Here is a 16,795-nt window from a genome sequence, read left to right on the forward strand (position 1 = left end):
CGCGCTAAATAATTTGATCAAAAAACAGATACTACCGGATCAGATTTAGACGCAAGCGAATTTTCCGCACCGCAGCCTGAGGCACATGGCGGTTCAAACGGCGGTTGATCAGCCCGAAGATGGCGATGATCACCAGCGTCAGCAAAATGAAGTAGCCCGCCAAAATCGGGTAGGGGATAAACGGGTTAAACGTCTTGTCCGCGAAATAGCTGGCGTAATACAGCGCGTCCCCGCGTTGTTGCAGCGCCGGAAAACCGGTGAAAAACACCAGCGTTGTCGCATGAAACAGGAAGATTGCCTCGTTTGTATAGGCGGGCCATGCCAGCCGCAGCATGGTGGGCCAGATGATGCGCTTGAACCGCGACCAGCCGGAAATGCCGTAGGCATCGGCGGCTTCGGTGTCGCCCTTGGGGATGGATTGCAGCGCGCCATAGAAGATCTCGGCCGAGTAGGCAGAGGTGTTGAAGAACAGAACAATCAGCGCCCCAAGCCACGCAGAGGTGAACATATCAAAGAACGGGTGCACAGATTTTAGGCTAAGGAACAGGAAATAGCCAAAGAAGAACTGGATGAACAAGGGCGAGCCGCGGAACAGGAAGATAAACCATTCCGCCGGTTTGCGCAGCCAAGGGCTGGGGTGGGCCTTGGCCACGGCCAGCGCCGTCGCCAGCAGGAAGCCGCTGACCAGCGCGAAAAAACCGTAGTAGATGTTCCAAATCATGCCCGACCCAATCAGGGTGAACTGGTCACACAGCGTAAAGTCGCTGCGCGGCAGCAGCCGTTCGCCATAGCCAAGCGAGCGCAGCCCGTAGGATTGGATGGTTTCCCAACAGGTCATGCCGCTGCCTTTCGCTGTGCTTCGCCGCCGGCGGTGGCCTGACCCTTGGTCAGACGGCGCATCAGCCGGTCCAGCACGATTTCAGACACACGGGTAAAGCAGAGGTAGAACACCAGCAGCGCCAGAAAATACCACATGCGCCAGTCGGGGTGGGGGTAATCGGTAAAGCGCGGGGTCTTGGCTCCGCCCAGATCACGCGCCCAATAAACGATGTCTTCGACGCCCAGCAGGAACAACAGTGGGGTGGCCTTGATCAGCACCATCCACAGGTTCCCCAGACCGGGCAGCGCATAGACCCACATCTGCGGCACAAGGATACGCCAGAAGGTCTGGCGCGGGGTCATGCCATACGCCTCGCCGGTCTCGATCTGGGCGCGGGGCACAGCGCGCATCGCGCCATAAAGCACATTGGCGGCAAAGGCCCCGAAAACGATGGCAAAGGTCAGCACCGCGAGCGAAAAGCCATAGGCCTCGTGGACCCATTGGGCAGAGTTGCCAAGCGGCATCTTGGCGGCCTGACAGACGATAAAGTCGCTGCCCTGACGGATCGGCTGATCCCAGTCGGGGCATTTCACCTTGTGGCGCAGGTATTCGATGCCCTGATCCAGCGCGATGACGAAGAACAGGAAGAAGGCGATGTCGGGCACGCCGCGCACAATGGCGATATAGGCGCGGCCCAGCCATGACAGCGGCGCAAAGGGCGACCGCGCGGCCATCGCACCGCCAAAGCCAAAGGCAAGTGCGGCGGGGGCGGTGATGGCGAGCAGCAGCAAGACGGTGCCGAATGCACCATAAAAGGCCAAATGCTTGCCCGTGGTCAGGTAGCACGTCAGCCATGACAGGCCGGAAAGCGTTTCTGGGTCGGTGCAGGCAAAAATGGCGGAATGTCCCGGTGGTATGCGCCCTTTGGCGGGCGTCTGGATTTGGGTCTTTAATCAGATCGGCAGGCAGAGAAAAGGGGCGGCATCTGCGCCGCCCCGATCATGATCAGAATGTATTGGCGTCTTCGCCGAACCATTTGATGATCAGCTTGTTCAGGCTGCCATCGTCCTTCATGGACTGGATCGCGGCGTCGAATTTCGCTTTCAACTCTGTGTCGCTTTCGCGCAGGCCAAGGCCGATGCCGCCGCCCAGTGGCACGTCATCACCGACAAAGACCATCTCGCCGCCGGATTCCTCGACCGTGGGGACCAGCGCGTCCTTGTCGGCGAAAACCGCATCCGCTTCGCCATTGTTCACGGCTGCGACGGTTTCATCATAGGTGGCGAATTCCAGCAGGGTGGCACCGGATTCAGCCACGTGACCGGCTTGGATCGTGCTGGTCTGTGCTGCAACAACACCGCCCATCACATCGGCATCCGCCGATTTCGCCGCATAGGCGGAAGCCGCGGGCGGGAAGTAGTTCTGTGTGAAATCAATCACTTCTTCACGCTCGTCGGTGATGCTCATACCGGCGATGATGGTGTCGTAGTTGCCCGATGTGAGGTTCGGGATGATGCTGTCCCATTCGTTGGTGACCCATTCGCAGGTCAGCTCGGCACGGGCGCATAGCTCGTCACCGACTTCGCGCTCAAAGCCGTCTACTTCGCCCGCGTCATTCAGGAAGTTATAGGGAGGGTAGGCCCCTTCGGTCCCCATGCGGATGGTCTTGCCGTGGGCGTCTGCCATGGCAAAACCGGTGCTGAGCGCCAGTGCGGCGGTTGCAAGAACGAGTGTTTTCATTTTTGAAGTCTCCCAGTTTATTGTTTTTAGGTGGTTTTACTCTGCGTGAGTGGCCGAGAGGAACCCGCGCAGACGTTCTGATTTAGGGGCGCCGAACAGGTCTTCGGGGGCCCCTTGTTCTTCGATCAAACCCTGATGCAGGAACACGACGTGATCCGAGACATCGGCCGCCAGTTTCATATCATGGGTTACGATCATCATGGTCCGCCCTTCGGCGGCCAGATCCTTGATGACTTTGACGACCTCTTGCTCAAGCTCGGGGTCCAGCGCCGAGGTCGGTTCGTCGAATAGCAATGCTTCGGGCTCCATACACAGCCCGCGTGCGATGGCGGCGCGCTGTTGTTGGCCGCCCGACAGTTGCGCCGGAAAGACATCGCATTTGTCGCCGATGCCCACCTTGTCGAGATAGGCCCGCGCGGCGGCCTCAACCTCGGCGCGGTCGCGGCGCAGGACGGTCAGCGGGGCCTCCATCACGTTTTGCAGGATCGTCATATGGGACCACAGGTTGAACTGTTGGAACACCATCGACAAATTTGTGCGGATGCGCAGCACCTGTTTTGGATCGGCAGGGCGGCGGTGGTGGCCGGTGCCTTTCCAGGTGACGGCCTCGCCGTTGAAGCGCAGATCGCCCTCTTGGCTGTCTTCCAGCAGGTTACAGCAGCGCAGCAGGGTGGATTTGCCGGAGCCGGACGACCCGATCAGCGAGATGACGTGCCCGCGCGGGGCCTTGACCGACACCCCCTTGAGCACCTCCAGAGGGCCATAAGCCTTGTGAAGATTGTTGATCTCAATAACGGGGGGCTGATCTGTCACTGTGCTGCCTTATTGTGCATTCCGCAGCAAGTTAAGGTGATTTTAAGGGGGATTTGCAATCCAGAACTTGGGTTTTGCCCAATAATTCAACGCTTGACCCCGCGTAAATTCACCGCCTGCGCGTAAACTAGTCTTTGTCTTCAATCTGCTTGCGCACGATGGCGCTGTCGGTGTCTGTGACCCCCAGCAAGTTGGTCACCAAACGCAGCAATGCGTTTTCCTCGTCAGAGCGGCTGCCATCGGCCAGCACGACCTCCCACAGGGCTTTGATCACGGCAAGGCGGTCGTCATAGGGAACGGCATCCTTGATCGCGCGGGTAAAGCGGACGGTATCGGGGGCTTCGGCTTCCAGCGCTTCGGCGTCGGCGCGCAGAGAGGCGGTGCCGTCAGCGTCCAGCGCATAGCGTTTCGCGATGATCTGGTCGATGCGCGCGCGCTCGGACGGGGCGTATTCATTATCCGACTTGGCGATGCGCACCAAAAGCGCGGTCAGCGCAAGGCGGGCATCCCCATCGGGAAGCTGGGCGGGATCAGGCTGGGTCAGCCGTTTGATGAATTCTGCGAACATGGGCGTGATATAGAGCGGTTGCGGCGCAAGGCCAAGGTCACAAAGCGTTCAGCGCTTTTTCGCGGGCGGCGGTCATGTCGGCGTCGCTGAGGCCAAGCGCGGTTTCAATGGCCAGCAGCTGGATCTCTTCGTCGTCGTCACGTGCGCCATCGGCCAGCGCCACAGACCACATCGCATCGCCAAGCGCCTTGCGGTCGTCATAGGCGACTTCTTCGCGCAGGATCTGGGCGAATTCGGGCGTACCGGGGGCGTGGCGTTCCAGCGCTTCGCAGGTGGCGCGCAGTTTCGCGGCCTCGATCGGTTTCAGGCCAAAGGTCTGGGCGAGAATGCGGTCGATCTGCCCCACTTCGGCAGCGCGGTAGGTGCGGTCGGCCAGCGCCACACGCACCAGCAACGCACCGAGGGCAAGCTGGGGGGTAGGCTGTGGCAGCGGCTTGGGGTCCGGCTTGCGGCGGGGGAATAGACGTTCAAACATGGCAACTCTTTATCCTTGCGGGCACATGAGGCTAACCCGATTCCGCACGCAGCGTTCCGTTTTTCCCATATTCGCAAAGGGGTGATGTATAAAAAGCGCAATGCCGCAGGGGCAGGCGAGGGGCCTGTCGCGGCCTCAGGCGTCATACCCTTCGACGATGACCAGATTCCCATCAGAGACGGAGGACCGGATATCCTTGGCCGCCTGATAGCCCTCGCTTTCATAGCAGGCCACCGCATCGGCCAGCGAGGCAAATTCGATCACCACGATGCGCGGATGCGACGTGCCTTCGCGGATGTCGGGCGCGGCCCCACGCACCAGAAACTTCGCCCCGAAATCGGCAAAGGGCTTGGCGTTGGCGGCGCGGTATTTGTCGTAGACTTCGGCATCATGCACGTCGACGTTAGCGATCCAGTAACCTTTGGGCATCGGGGGCTCCTTATCGGGGTAGGGTTTTGAACTTGGCCGCCAGACGGGCCGCTTCTTCTTTCAGCCCAAAGGGCGGGTTCAGCACGAACATGCCAGAACCGACCATCCCGTGACCGGGGCGGGCAGGGGCAAAGCTGACCTCGTGACGCAGGGCCTCGGGGTGGGCCCCCATCAGCGCGCTGAGCATCGGTTGATGCGCTTTATTGGTCAGAATGGGATACCACAGCGCGATGATGCCCACGTTCCACGCGCGCGCTAGCTTGCCAATGTGGCGCGGGATATCGGCGTAGTCTGTTTTGATCTCGAAGCTGGGGTCAATCAGCATCAGGCCACGGCGCGGGGTGGGCGGGGTCAGGGCGAAAGCCATGTCGAACCCGTCGCGGTGGTGGCATTTGACGTCATAGGGCGACATCGCCAGATCAAGGGCGGCATGTTCGCCGGGGTGCAGTTCGGCCAGATGGATGCTGTCGCTGTCGCGCAGCAGCTTGGCCGCCAGCAGGGGCGAACCGGGGTAGGCGTCTGCGCCATGTTCAGCGGTGATCTGGTCAAGCACCTTTGCGTAAGGATGCGCATCGTCGAACCAGCCGCGCACGCGGCCAATGCCCTGTGCCGCCTCGCCTGTTTTCAGCGCGGGCGTGTCTGACAGGTCATACAGCGCGCGCCCCGCATGGGTTTCCATATAGGACAGCGGTTTGTCCTTGCGGGTCAGATACCCCAACATCCACGCCAGCAGGCTGTGTTTGTGAACATCGGCCAGATTGCCGGCGTGGTAGATATGTTGGTAGCTGAGCATGCCGTTGGCCGCCTTTCGCGAGGGTCAGACCAGCCGCGACATTTCCTTGGCGGCGCGGATGAAATCCTTGAACAAGGGGTGCGGATCAAAGGGCTTGGATTTGAGTTCGGGGTGGAACTGCACGCCGATGAACCACGGGTGATCAGACCATTCCACGATCTCGGGCAGCATGCCGTCGGGCGACATCCCCGAGAAGGTAAGACCCGCTTTTTCAAGCTGCTCGCGGTAGGCGGTATCGACCTCGTAGCGGTGGCGGTGACGTTCGTCGATGGACGTGGTGCCATAAACTTTGGCCACGTTCGACCCTTCTTTCAGCGTCGCGTCATAGGCGCCAAGCCGCATGGTGCCGCCTTTGTCATCGTCGACCTTGCGTTCAACCTTGTGGTTGCCCTGCACCCATTCCTTGAGGTGGTAGACCACGGGCTCGAACCGTTTCTTGCCGGTGGATTCGTGGTCGAATTCTTCCGAGCCTGCGGTTGTCAGACCGGCCACGTTGCGCGCGGCTTCGATCACGGCCATCTGCATGCCCAGACAGATCCCCAGATAGGGGACTTTCTGCTCGCGGGCATATTGCGCCGCCTTGATCTTGCCCTCGGTGCCGCGTTCGCCAAAGCCGCCGGGCACGAGGATCGCGTGGAACCCTTCGAGGTGGGCGGATACATCATCGCTTTGATCAAAGACCTCGGCATCGACCCAGTCGATCTTGACCTTGACGCGGTTGGCCATGCCCCCGTGTGTCAGTGCCTCTGCAATCGACTTATAGGCATCTTCCAGCTGGGTATATTTGCCGACGATGGCGACGTTCACTTCGCCTTCGGGGTTGTGCACGCGGTCAGAGACATCGCGCCAGACCGACAGTTCGGGCTTGGGCGCGGGGGAAATATCGAACGCGTCCAGCACGGCCTGATCCAGACCCTGCGCATGATAGGCCAGCGGCGCGTCATAGATGGTTTTCAGGTCATAGGCCGCGACCACGGCCTCTTTGCGGACGTTACAGAACAGGGCGATTTTCTCGCGCTCTTTCTCGGGGATGGGGTGTTCGGAGCGGCAGACCAGAATATCGGGCGCGATCCCGATGCTTTGCAGTTCCTTGACGGAGTGTTGCGTCGGCTTGGTCTTCAGCTCGCCGCTGGCCGCGAGATAGGGCAGCAGGGTGAGGTGCATGAAGATACACTGGCCGCGTGGCTTGTCGTGGCTGAACTGGCGGATCGCTTCGAAGAAGGGCAGGCCTTCGATATCGCCGACGGTGCCGCCGATTTCGCAAAGCATAAAGTCGACCTCGTCATCGCCGACGTGCAGGAAATCCTTGATCTCGTTGGTGACGTGGGGAATCACCTGAATGGTCTTGCCCAGATAGTCGCCGCGCCGCTCTTTCTCGAGCACGGTGGAATAGACCCGACCCGAGCTGATCGAATCCGTCTTGCGCGCGGCCACGCCGGTAAAGCGTTCGTAGTGGCCCAGATCCAGATCGGTTTCGGCGCCATCGTCGGTGACGAAAACCTCGCCATGTTCAAAAGGCGACATCGTGCCGGGATCGACGTTCAGATAGGGGTCCAGTTTGCGCAGACGGACGGAGTATCCGCGCGCTTGCAACAAGGCCCCCAAGGCCGCAGAGGCAAGGCCTTTGCCAAGGCTAGAAACCACACCACCGGTGATGAAAATATAGCGTGCCATGTGATGAAGGCCCCCGTGAGTTCAGATTTGATGCGGCAAAAGCCAAGCAATTGAGCTGCGGAAAACCGCAGCATCACGGGACTTAAGCCTAACAGGATTCGGATGGAAAAAGCAAGGCCAAGCCGCAACATCCTGTTGCGTATCTTGGCCCAACCTCAAGCTGTTGTAGTGTCTGGATTAATCCGCAGTCGGCACTTGCGGTGTATTTTCCGCAGGTGTCGGTGGCAGCAGCGCGTCGGCATCGGGCAGCGCTGGTGCGTCACCCTGGTTCAGCGCGGGTGGCGTGCCGCCCAGACGATCGATAACCGAAGAACCGGCAGATTTTTCAGCCGCGATGATGGTCAGCGTGATCGAGGTCACGATAAAGGCCGCGGCCAGAACCCAGGTCAGTTTGCCCATGGCTGTGGCTGCCGAGCGACCGGAAACGGCCCCGCCGCCACCGCCGCCGCCCATGCCAAGGCCGCCCCCTTCGGACCGTTGCAGCAACACGACTGCAATCAGGCCAAGGGCCAGAATGAGATGGACAATCAGGACTACATTTTCCATGGGTACCTACGGCTCTGCGTTTTGGACTTTGGGCGTGTCTAGGCAAGTTTGTCTATGGGGGCAAGGGAGGATTGGCACCCGCGGTGCCGCTTGGGCGGAAAGCCCGTGTGAAAGCCCGTGTCAGGTTTCCACATCGTCCACGTCGGCCTGACCGGATACCGCCCTGCGAAAGATGCTCCAGCTGAGGCCGATGCCCAGCACAAAGCTCAGCGCGACAAGGCCGAGCCAGAGGTTAAAGCTGCGGTTGTCCAGCCTTAGAATACGCAGATCATAAAGCACCCAAAGGCTTGACCCCACCAGCGCCAGCACCAGCAGCATCCCCAGCCCGCCGATAGAGCGTAGCGTCGCGCGGAGATAGATCACGTAGCCGATGAACAGCAAAAGCCCCAGCAGCACCGCGATGGACAGGTTCATATGCCCGTATCGCTTCGCCCAGGTGACATAGTTATAGGGGGTCGGGTTAAAGGTCGCGGCCAGCAAGACAAAGGCGCAGGCCCAACGTATGATGAATCCCATCTGCGGTACTTCCTTCTTTGATCCGGCATGGAATATCGGTGCAGCCCGGGCAAAGTCTATGGTCCGTTGCGAAGTTTCACGGCCCCAAGCTGATAAATGCCCAGAAAAATGACGCGGCGGCGTTTTGGCTGCATTTTACAGTTTCGGTCCCCGACGGTCGTCGCTATACCTCCACGGGTTTGCACGGTTATTTGAACTGTTAAAGGAATATCTTCATGGCCAACGTCGTAGTCGTAGGCGCCCAATGGGGCGACGAAGGAAAAGGCAAAATCGTGGACTGGCTCAGCGAACGGGCCGATGTCATCGCGCGTTTTCAGGGCGGCCATAACGCGGGCCACACATTGGTCATCGACGGCAAGGTCTACAAGCTGCACGCGCTGCCTTCGGGCGTTGTCCGCGGCGGCAAGCTTTCGGTCATCGGTAACGGTGTTGTGCTTGACCCGTGGCACCTGCTGAAAGAGATCGAGACGATCCGCGCCCAAGGTGTAGAGATCACGCCGGAAACGCTGATGATCGCGGAAAACACACCGCTGATCATGCCCTACCACGGCGAGCTGGACCGCGCCCGTGAAGAGGCTGCATCAAAGGGCACCAAAATCGGCACCACCGGCCGCGGCATCGGACCGTGCTACGAGGATAAAGTCGGCCGCCGCGCCATCCGCGTCGCCGATCTGGCCGATACAGCCACGCTTGAAGCCCGCGTTGACCGCGCGTTGCAGCACCATGATCCGCTGCGCAAGGGTCTGGGCGTCGAAGCCATCGACCGCGACGGGCTGGTTGAACTGCTCAAAGAGATCGCACCGAAGATCCTTGAATACGCAGCACCTGTCTGGAAGGTGATGAACGAAAAGCGCAAGGCCGGTAAGCGTATCCTGTTCGAAGGGGCGCAAGGCGCGCTGCTGGACATCGACTTTGGCACCTATCCTTTCGTCACCTCGTCGAACGTGATTGCGGGGCAGGCGGCAACAGGTGTCGGCATCGGACCGGGCGCGATCAACTATGTGCTGGGCATCGTCAAAGCCTATACCACCCGCGTGGGCGAAGGCCCGTTCCCGACCGAACTGCATGATGCGGACGGTCAGCGTTTGGGCGAGCGGGGCCATGAATTCGGCACCACCACCGGGCGTAAGCGTCGCTGTGGCTGGTTCGATGCGGCTTTGGTGCGCCAGACCTGCGCGACCAGCGGCGTCACCGGCATCTCGCTCACGAAACTGGACGTGCTGGACGGGTTCGAAACGCTCAAGATCTGCACCGGCTACGAGCTGGACGGGGAGCAGTTGGACTATCTGCCCACAGCGGCCGACCAGCAAGCCCGCTGCACCCCCATCTACGAGGAAATGCCCGGTTGGTCCGAAAGCACCGAAGGCGCGCGTAGCTGGGCCGATCTGCCCGCGAACGCGATCAAATATGTGCGCCGCGTCGAAGAGCTGATCCAGTGCCCGGTGGCGCTGCTGTCCACCTCGCCAGAGCGGGAAGACACGATTCTGGTCACCGACCCCTTCGCCGATTGATCTGACACGCCGGGGCCCTTCGGGGCCCTTGGCACATTATGAAAGGACGACATGATGGCCCTTGGATATAAAGCACGCCGCCGGTGGGCGCTGGTCATTCTGCTGATTGGTCTGCCGCTCTATATCATTGCGGCGGTGGTCACCGTGTCGCTGTTTGACCGGCCCCCTTTCTGGGTCGAACTGGTGATCTATATCGCGCTTGGCGTGGTCTGGGCGATCCCGTTCAAATTTGTGTTCAAGGGGATCGGTCAGGCGGACCCGAACGCGGATCAGGACGCAGAATAACCTGTTTCACCTGCACGTCTTAGAGCGTTTTTGATCACAATTATCGCATAAAAAAACGGCCCCCTCGGGGGCCGTTTTTCGTTTCGGTTGTCATTTCTTGCCCGCTTAGCCAGCTGCGCGTGCATCCGGCTGGAACCCGATCTGTTCGGAGGCCTTGAAGCGGCCACCTTCCAGCTTTTGCAGCTTGCCAGTGCGCAGCAGCTGACCGAAGGAGCGTAGACCTTCCTCGCGGCTGAAATCCTCGGCACCGCCTTGGCGTACGGTGTTCATCAACTGCGGACGCGAGAAATCGTCCATGCCTTCGACAAAGGCCATATAGGCCGCGGCCGCCTCCAGCAGGTCGGGAAGCTGGGTCGCGCCCATTTCCTCGGCGAACTCGGCAAAGCCACCGGCTTGCGGCACCGGCGCGGGGGCCACGGCGGCGACGCGGCGGGGGCGTACGGGGGCCACATTGCGCGGCTGGTCCGTGTCGATCCGCTGTGCCGCTACCAGTTTCAGCGGGGCAGGGCGCGGTTCGGCGGGGCGTTCGGTGCGGGCCGTGGTTGACGCGGGGCGGCGCGGTTTGACCACCTCGGCCAGATCGTTGCGGTAGGCGTTGTTTTCGCGTTCCGCAGCATCGGGCGCACCAAGGGCCATATCGGCCTTTTTCGCGGCCACGGCGGCGCGCAGATGGGTGATCGCGTCGCGGCGTGTGGCGGCTTCGGGTTCGTCCATCTGGTTGTCGGTTTCCGCCAGCAGGCGGTTCATATCCGGGCCGCTGTCCGCGTCGAGCGTTGGCAGGCTGCGGCGTTGCGGGGCGGCTTTGGGGGCTTCGGCTTCGGGCTCTGCCGTGGTTTCGGTTTCGGCTGGTACCTCTTCGGCGTCATCCTCGGAAACATCAGTGTCGAGGGGTTCTTCCTGGGCCGTGTCTTCCTGCGAGGCTTCCTCGGCGGTCTCTTCTTCGGGCGCGTCGTCCTCATCGGCGACGGCTTCTTCGGCCTCCTCAGGCGCGTCGGTCAGTGTGTCGGCAGCGGCGGAGGACAATGTTGCCTCAAGCTCGGCCAGCTCGCGGGCCAGATCTTCTTCATCCTCGTCAGAGAGCGTCGATTCGGGGTCGCGCTGGATACGCAGGGCGGGTTTTTCAGGCTCTTCGAGAACCGCAGGCGCGTCTTCTTCGACCTCTTCCAGCTCGCCTTCGGCGATGGCGCGGTCGATGTCGGCGCGTTTGACCTTGAGCACACGACCACGGGGCGCTGTGTCTTCTTCGGCTTCACCGGTTTCGTCAGCGTCAACCTGCGCGGCGTCAGCCTCTTCGACCTCATCAGCCGCAACGACTTCGTGCTGTTCTTCACTCTCTTGTGCAGCGGCAACGTCTTTTTCAGCTTCGAGGTCGGAGGATTGTGCCATGTCTTCGACCGTATCGTCGGCGTCCAGCGCGCCCTGGATGTCGTTGATCGCGTTCGCGATGACATCGTCGGTGCTGTCTTCTGCGTCGGTTGTGTCCTCGTCGTCAAAGACCTGAGGCTGCGGTGCGGCGGGGGCGTCCTGATTGGCGACCACGGCGCGGATGCGCTGCAGTTTGGCCGCGATGCTATCAACGACAGGGGCCGCAACGGGCTGGATTTCGGCGTCTTGGTCGTCGACGGTCACCTCGTTGCGCGGGCTATCGGCGAAAAACGCTTCGACATCTTCGTCGGGTTGGCCGGGGACGATATCCACCTCGGGGGCGGGGGCCGCAGAAGCAGGGGCCGCTTCGGCCTGCGTGGCTTCAGACTTTGGCGCGGCAACATCACGGCTGACCACCTCGTCGCGCGGTGCGGCGGCTTCGGCCTGAGGCGCGGGTGCGGCCTCTGCCTCGGCAGATTTCAGCGCGTTAATGCGGTAGGCGTCATAATAGGCAGAGATTTCCTTGGGCCGGCGCGGCGCGAAGGAGGTCGACACCACCGACGGACCGGCAGCGGTGCTGCTGACCTGCGGCTGCGGTGCGGCAGGTGTCTTGGGGGTCTCGGCTGCTTCGGGCGCAGGGGCGGGCTGCGCTGGCGCTGCGGGTTCTTCCGGGGTCTGCGCGCTCAGGACGATCTGACCGTCCTGCTGGCGCGCCTCGACGCGGCGCGAGATTTCTTTCTGGGCGATATGGGCCAGCATCTCCGCATCGGGCTGTGCGGGTTCCGCACCGAAATACCGATCCTCCGACGACAGGTCGCGGAAATACTCTGCGATGGCCTTCATGGTGCCGAATGAATCGTCAAAGCCTTCCAACGTGCACGAGAAAGTGCCGTATGAGACCGTCAGAATTTTGTTGTTATTCATCATCGGATGGTCGTCCTCTGCCTATTTGCAGCTTACTGTTTACCATAAGGTTCAAGACCAATTCGGCTCGAATCTGTGCCCTGCAACGTATCATTTAATGTCAAAATTGCGGCATTGTTTCCAATTTGAGGTAAAACCGCGTGAAAACAACCATTGTGGCAAGCCGCAGCCCTGTCACCGTCATCGGGGGCGGGCAGCCCGGTCCGAACGATCTGAACGAGGCGTTGCAGCTTGCCCCGATGTGTGTGGCGGTCGATGGCGGGGCAAATCTGGCCCGCGACGCAGGCGTAGAGATCGCGGCGCTGGTGGGGGATTTCGATTCCGTCACGCCCGAGACCCTGTCGCAAATCCCGCTCGCGCGGCAGTTTAAATTGGCAGAGCAGGAAACCACCGATTTCGACAAGGCGCTGCGGTCGGTGGCCGCGCCGTTGATCGTGGCGGTGGGGTTTTCTGGCGGGCGCGTGGACCATCAGCTTGCCGCCCTGAGCTCTCTGGCGCGGCATCCGCACCAGCGTTGCCTGCTCATCGCCGGAGAGCAGGTGATTTTCCTCGCGCCGCCCCGGCTTGATCTGCCGACACGGGCGGGGGATGTGGTGTCGATATACCCGCTGGCGGCGGTCCACGGGGAAAGCAGCGGGCTTGAGTGGCCGCTCGACGGGCTAGAGCTTTCGCCGCTGGGGCGGTTGGGGACATCGAACCGTGCGACGGGGCCCGCGACCCTTAGGGTCGATCGTCCCGCTGCGTTGGTGATGGTGCCCAGGGTGCTCATTCCGCAGGTTGCACAATCGCTGCTGCAGCCAGACGCCGCTGCGTGGCCCGCTCCCTCAGAATAATATAGAGACCGGCGGCCATGGTGATCCCCATCCCGAGCGCCGCCAGCGCATTGGGCAGATCGCCAAAGACGATCAACCCGACCAGCGTCGCCACGGGAATTTCGAGATATTGCATCGGTGCCAGCGTGGCCGAGGGGGCGTAGCGCAAGGACCATGTCATCAGCAGATGGGCCACACTGCCAAGGACGCCGATTGCGATCAGCAGCATCCAGGCGTTTGCATCAGGGACCTGCCAGCCCAAGGCGGGTACCGCTACGGTTTGACCCAGACCCAGCAAGGGCAGCAGGATCACCACGGCCATAAACCCGCTGACCGTTTGCAGGCTGATCGGGTCGGTGTGTTTGGCGATCTGCCGAGTCACCAGCATGAACAGCGCAAAGTTCAGCGCTACGCCGACGGGGAGCAATGCGGGCCAGCCCACCTCGGCAAAGCTGGGTTGCACCACCAGCAGTGTGCCGCAAAAGCCGACGATACAGGCGAGAAGCCGGCGGGTGCCGACCTCTTCCCCCAGCACGTATTTGCCGAGCAGAAGCATAAAGAAGGGCATGACAAAGATAATCGCCACCGCATCGGCCAGCGGCAGGTATTTCAACGCGGTGAACATCATCGCGATCCCGATGACATGCAGCACTGTGCGCACAAAGGCGAGCCACAGCGTTCGGCCCCGCATCGCCAGCGGCCTGCCCGTCAGCAGTACCAGCGGCAGCAAGATCAGCAATTGCACGGCAAAGCGGATAAACACGACCTGACCCAGCGGCACGGAGGACCCCAGCAGTTTCGCAATCGCATCACCCACAGGGGCAACGATGCAAAAGCCAAGCATCATGGCAATACCGGTCATCGGTTTATCGGGCAGCATGGCAAAGCCTTTGTCGAGGATCAGGGGGATACGCCCCGGATGTGCAGGCATATCGCGGCGAGAGTGGCGGCATTTTTCCGGCTTTGCAACCGTGGGGAGAGGATGATTTCACGCCGCTGACCTGATCAGACCGACGCGATCGCGCCCTCGGTGTTTCGCACTGTATAAAGCTTGATCCGCGCGGTCGATCAGCTCTGCCGCGATGGCCGAGGCATCAAGTGGGGCGGGGAAGGCGTCGCTGGTTTCAGGCTGTGCGGTACATAGCCCGATGCTGATCGTGGCATGGATAGGCTGCGCGCTGGCGGGGATGGTAAATGGCGTCGTGCGGTAGGCTTCGCATATGCGTTTGGCCATCCGGGTGGCCTCTGCCTCTGTGATGCCCGGGAGGATGAGTAAAAATTCCTCCCCTCCAATGCGGGCGGCAACGTCGAGCGGGCGCAGGCATGATTTCAACCGGCGTGCTGTCTCGATCAACACGGCGTCCCCCGAGGCATGGCCGAAAGCGTCATTCACGCGTTTGAAGTGGTCTATGTCTGCCAGCATCACGGCCAGCGGTATCCCTTTGCGGCGGGTGCGCACGGTCAGCCGCGCGACCTCTGACAGGGCGTGCCGGCGGTTGTAGATCCCTGTCAGCGGATCAAAAACCGCTTCGCGCAGGCGTGTATCGACATCACGCCGGATCGTGTCACCCTGCTGTTTGCGCGCTAGGAGCCCGGTCAGCCGCAGCGAAAGTTCTTCGATATCAAAGCCATGCTGCATCAGGTCGTCGGCCCCCAGATCCAGCGCATGGGCGGCACCGTCAGGGTGGGGGCGCGATTGCAGCACGAGAATACCGCAGTGCCGCGTCGTCGTATTTGCCCGCAGGGTCGAGATCAGGCGCAGTTGCGCCTCGTCGCGCGTCTCGACACCGGTCAGGGTCAGGATGAAGACATCGGGCAGCGCGTTCTGCCGGATACCGGTCAACGCGTCGCGGATGGTCGTCTGGCTGACAGCCCCCCGCAGACGTTTGCGTAGCTGGGTGACATGCACCTGTGTCTCTGCCTTGTCATGGCTGACGATCTGGAACGTGCCCGGGCGGGTGAAGGTGGCGGCGGTTTCTTCCAGCCCGAGCGGGGGGCACATCGCGTCGCGCATGGCCGTGTGGCTGGCCCCGTGGCCCGCGCGTATCATGCTGCGCACCCGTCCCAGAAAGAGCTTGTCGCAGACAGGTTTGACCATTGCTTCCTGTGCGCCATTCGCCAGCAGGTGCAAACACAGCGCCGCGCCATCGGCCAAGGCAAAGACAGGTATCCGTGATGTCCGCGGCGACCCCGCGAGCATCGTGCATAGGGCCGTCGCATCCTGCCCGTCCAGATGATGCGCCGTGATGACCAGATCAGGCCCCGACCGGCGCGAGATGTCGACCGCCTGTGCCACGGTGGACGCCTGCCATACCTCGTAGGAGGCGGACATGAGTTTGGTTTTCAACGCGATGCGGTTGGTCGCAACCGTATCCACAATCAGGACTTTACCGGGCACTTGTCTTCATTCTCCACTCACGTGTAACTGGCTTAAGCGCCCTTTGTTGCCGTGATTGGTTAACAAAGGGTTTCGTTTGAGAAACCGTGATGGAAATTAATATGATGAAGCTAGATGCCGCCGAGACGGTCGCCCTGCAGGCCTTGGCCTGGCTGGCCGCGAACGAAGACCTGATGCCCACCTTTATGGGATCAACGGGCGCATCTGCCGAAGACCTGCGCACGCAGGCCGGTGATCCGGTGTTTCTTGGGGCGGTTCTGGATTTCATCATGATGGATGACGCCTGGGTCACGGGATTTTGTGATACGGTGAACATCCCTTACGATCGTATCATGCAAGCCCGTCAGTCGCTTCCGGGTGGCGCGCAGATGAATTGGACCTGAAAATGATCAAAGCGCTGCTGTTCGACAAAGACGGAACCCTGTTCGATTTCGCCGCCACATGGGAGGCATGGGCCAATGCTTTTCTCACCCGGATCAGCAAGGGAGACGGAGAAAGAGCGGCTTTGCTGGGGCAGCAGATCGGCTTTGATTACCGAACGCAGAGATTCTCGCCCGACAGTATTGTTATTGCGGGCACACCGGGGGAAGTCGTTGATGCGCTGGCCCCCCATGTGGCCGAGATGGCGAAGACGGATCTATTAGATCTGCTGAACCACGAGGCCGAAAACGCCCCTCAGGCAGAGGCGGTGCCGCTGGTTGCCTTGCTAGAGGCGTTCAAGGCACGCGGGCTGGTGCTTGGCGTCGCCACCAATGACGCCGAGGCGCCCGCCCGTGCGCATTTGGGCGGCGCGGGGGTGACCGGATATTTTGACTTTATCGCAGGTTTCGATAGCGGCCACGGTGCTAAGCCCACGCCCGGGCAGCTCATGGCGTTTGCCAAAGCCGTGGGGGTGGACCCGTCGGAAGTCGCGATGATCGGGGATAGCCTGCACGATATGGCGGCGGGCCGTGCGGCGGGTATGGCCTGCGTTGCGGTGCTGACGGGGCTGGCCACACGTCAGGACCTGGAAGGGGCCGCCGATGTGGTGCTGCCCGACATCGGCCATCTGCCCGCGTGGCTGGACGGGCAGAGGCATGACCCGCAGGGCTGACAGCTAGTTTGCATTTGAGACAAAACCAAAGCG

19 protein-coding genes are annotated in these 16,795 nt (G+C 61.3%); 5 read left to right on the top strand and 14 right to left on the bottom strand.

From position 1 onward, the window contains the following. Positions 1-31: 31 nt before the first annotated feature. The 11 genes from ACTRWK_RS09660 to ACTRWK_RS09710 form a co-directional block, all read right to left on the bottom strand. The gene (locus ACTRWK_RS09660; protein ID WP_132996866.1) at positions 32-838 is read right to left on the bottom strand and encodes an ABC transporter permease; all 807 of its coding nucleotides are present in this window, start codon (positions 836-838) and stop codon (positions 32-34) included. Continuing rightward, positions 835-1,716 (bottom strand): ABC transporter permease, encoded by an 882-nt coding sequence (locus ACTRWK_RS09665; protein WP_081781238.1) that lies wholly within the window; start codon positions 1,714-1,716, stop codon positions 835-837. The genes ACTRWK_RS09660 and ACTRWK_RS09665 overlap by 4 nt, the downstream gene beginning before the upstream one ends. Positions 1,717-1,825: 109 nt before the next feature. Next, positions 1,826-2,560: a transporter substrate-binding domain-containing protein gene (locus ACTRWK_RS09670; RefSeq protein ID WP_005852453.1), complete on the bottom strand. Its 735-nt coding sequence runs from the start codon at positions 2,558-2,560 to the stop codon at positions 1,826-1,828. A gap of 36 nt (positions 2,561-2,596) precedes the next feature. Beyond that, positions 2,597-3,373 carry an ABC transporter ATP-binding protein gene (locus ACTRWK_RS09675; RefSeq protein ID WP_005852455.1) on the bottom strand — a complete coding sequence of 259 codons (777 nt, stop codon included), beginning with the start codon at positions 3,371-3,373 and terminating at the stop codon, positions 2,597-2,599. Positions 3,374-3,500: 127 nt separating this feature from the next. Next, positions 3,501-3,941, bottom strand: a complete 441-nt coding sequence (locus ACTRWK_RS09680) for a tellurite resistance TerB family protein (RefSeq protein WP_037943843.1) — start codon at positions 3,939-3,941, stop codon at positions 3,501-3,503. A 37-nt stretch (positions 3,942-3,978) separates the two neighbouring features. Then, entirely contained in the window at positions 3,979-4,416 is a 438-nt protein-coding gene (locus tag ACTRWK_RS09685) for a tellurite resistance TerB family protein (protein ID WP_074635615.1), read from the bottom strand. A gap of 135 nt (positions 4,417-4,551) precedes the next feature. Next, positions 4,552-4,845 carry a DUF1330 domain-containing protein gene (locus tag ACTRWK_RS09690; RefSeq protein ID WP_005852461.1) on the bottom strand — a complete coding sequence of 98 codons (294 nt, stop codon included), beginning with the start codon at positions 4,843-4,845 and terminating at the stop codon, positions 4,552-4,554. 10 nt (positions 4,846-4,855) lie between these two features. Continuing rightward, complete coding sequence (rlmJ, locus tag ACTRWK_RS09695) at positions 4,856-5,638, bottom strand: 23S rRNA (adenine(2030)-N(6))-methyltransferase RlmJ (RefSeq protein WP_005852463.1); 783 nt, start codon at positions 5,636-5,638, stop codon at positions 4,856-4,858. A gap of 24 nt (positions 5,639-5,662) precedes the next feature. Then, positions 5,663-7,312, bottom strand: coding sequence for a CTP synthase (locus ACTRWK_RS09700; RefSeq protein WP_005852465.1), 1,650 nt, complete (start codon positions 7,310-7,312; stop codon positions 5,663-5,665). A 177-nt stretch (positions 7,313-7,489) separates the two neighbouring features. Further along, a complete protein-coding gene (gene secG, locus ACTRWK_RS09705; protein WP_037943847.1) occupies positions 7,490-7,858 on the bottom strand; it encodes a preprotein translocase subunit SecG in 369 nt (122 codons plus the stop codon). Between the two features lie 120 nt (positions 7,859-7,978). Then, positions 7,979-8,374: a DUF6524 family protein gene (locus ACTRWK_RS09710; RefSeq protein WP_289081994.1), complete on the bottom strand. Its 396-nt coding sequence runs from the start codon at positions 8,372-8,374 to the stop codon at positions 7,979-7,981. 215 nt (positions 8,375-8,589) lie between these two features. On the opposite strand from ACTRWK_RS09710, the gene ACTRWK_RS09715 reads away from it, so the two are divergent. Together ACTRWK_RS09715 and ACTRWK_RS09720 are read left to right on the top strand one after the other, a co-directional pair. Continuing rightward, on the top strand, positions 8,590-9,885 hold the full coding sequence (locus ACTRWK_RS09715) for an adenylosuccinate synthase (protein WP_005852471.1): 1,296 nt from the start codon (positions 8,590-8,592) through the stop codon (positions 9,883-9,885). A gap of 54 nt (positions 9,886-9,939) precedes the next feature. Beyond that, positions 9,940-10,170, top strand: coding sequence for a DUF2842 domain-containing protein (locus ACTRWK_RS09720; protein WP_260005315.1), 231 nt, complete (start codon positions 9,940-9,942; stop codon positions 10,168-10,170). Positions 10,171-10,275: 105 nt separating this feature from the next. Here ACTRWK_RS09720 and ACTRWK_RS09725 read toward each other — a convergent pair whose 3' ends face one another. Then, complete coding sequence (locus ACTRWK_RS09725) at positions 10,276-12,462, bottom strand: hypothetical protein (protein WP_462843897.1); 2,187 nt, start codon at positions 12,460-12,462, stop codon at positions 10,276-10,278. A 137-nt stretch (positions 12,463-12,599) separates the two neighbouring features. Between ACTRWK_RS09725 and ACTRWK_RS09730 the strand changes: the two genes are divergently transcribed. After that, positions 12,600-13,292, top strand: coding sequence for a thiamine diphosphokinase (locus tag ACTRWK_RS09730; RefSeq protein ID WP_005852476.1), 693 nt, complete (start codon positions 12,600-12,602; stop codon positions 13,290-13,292). Here ACTRWK_RS09730 and ACTRWK_RS09735 read toward each other — a convergent pair. Next, complete coding sequence (locus ACTRWK_RS09735) at positions 13,225-14,202, bottom strand: DMT family transporter (protein ID WP_462843898.1); 978 nt, start codon at positions 14,200-14,202, stop codon at positions 13,225-13,227. The genes ACTRWK_RS09730 and ACTRWK_RS09735 overlap by 68 nt on opposite strands. Before the next feature lie 57 nt (positions 14,203-14,259). Beyond that, complete coding sequence (locus ACTRWK_RS09740) at positions 14,260-15,669, bottom strand: diguanylate cyclase domain-containing protein (RefSeq protein ID WP_462843899.1); 1,410 nt, start codon at positions 15,667-15,669, stop codon at positions 14,260-14,262. 89 nt (positions 15,670-15,758) lie between these two features. Between ACTRWK_RS09740 and ACTRWK_RS09745 the strand changes: the two genes are divergently transcribed. Then, the gene (locus tag ACTRWK_RS09745) at positions 15,759-16,052 is read left to right on the top strand and encodes a DUF3572 domain-containing protein (protein ID WP_064216042.1); all 294 of its coding nucleotides are present in this window, start codon (positions 15,759-15,761) and stop codon (positions 16,050-16,052) included. A 2-nt stretch (positions 16,053-16,054) separates the two neighbouring features. Beyond that, complete coding sequence (locus ACTRWK_RS09750; protein WP_462843900.1) at positions 16,055-16,762, top strand: HAD family hydrolase; 708 nt, start codon at positions 16,055-16,057, stop codon at positions 16,760-16,762. Positions 16,763-16,795 lie beyond the last annotated feature (33 nt).

The sequence above is a fragment of the Sulfitobacter sp. G5_S2_6_S6 genome (genome assembly GCF_054968505.1).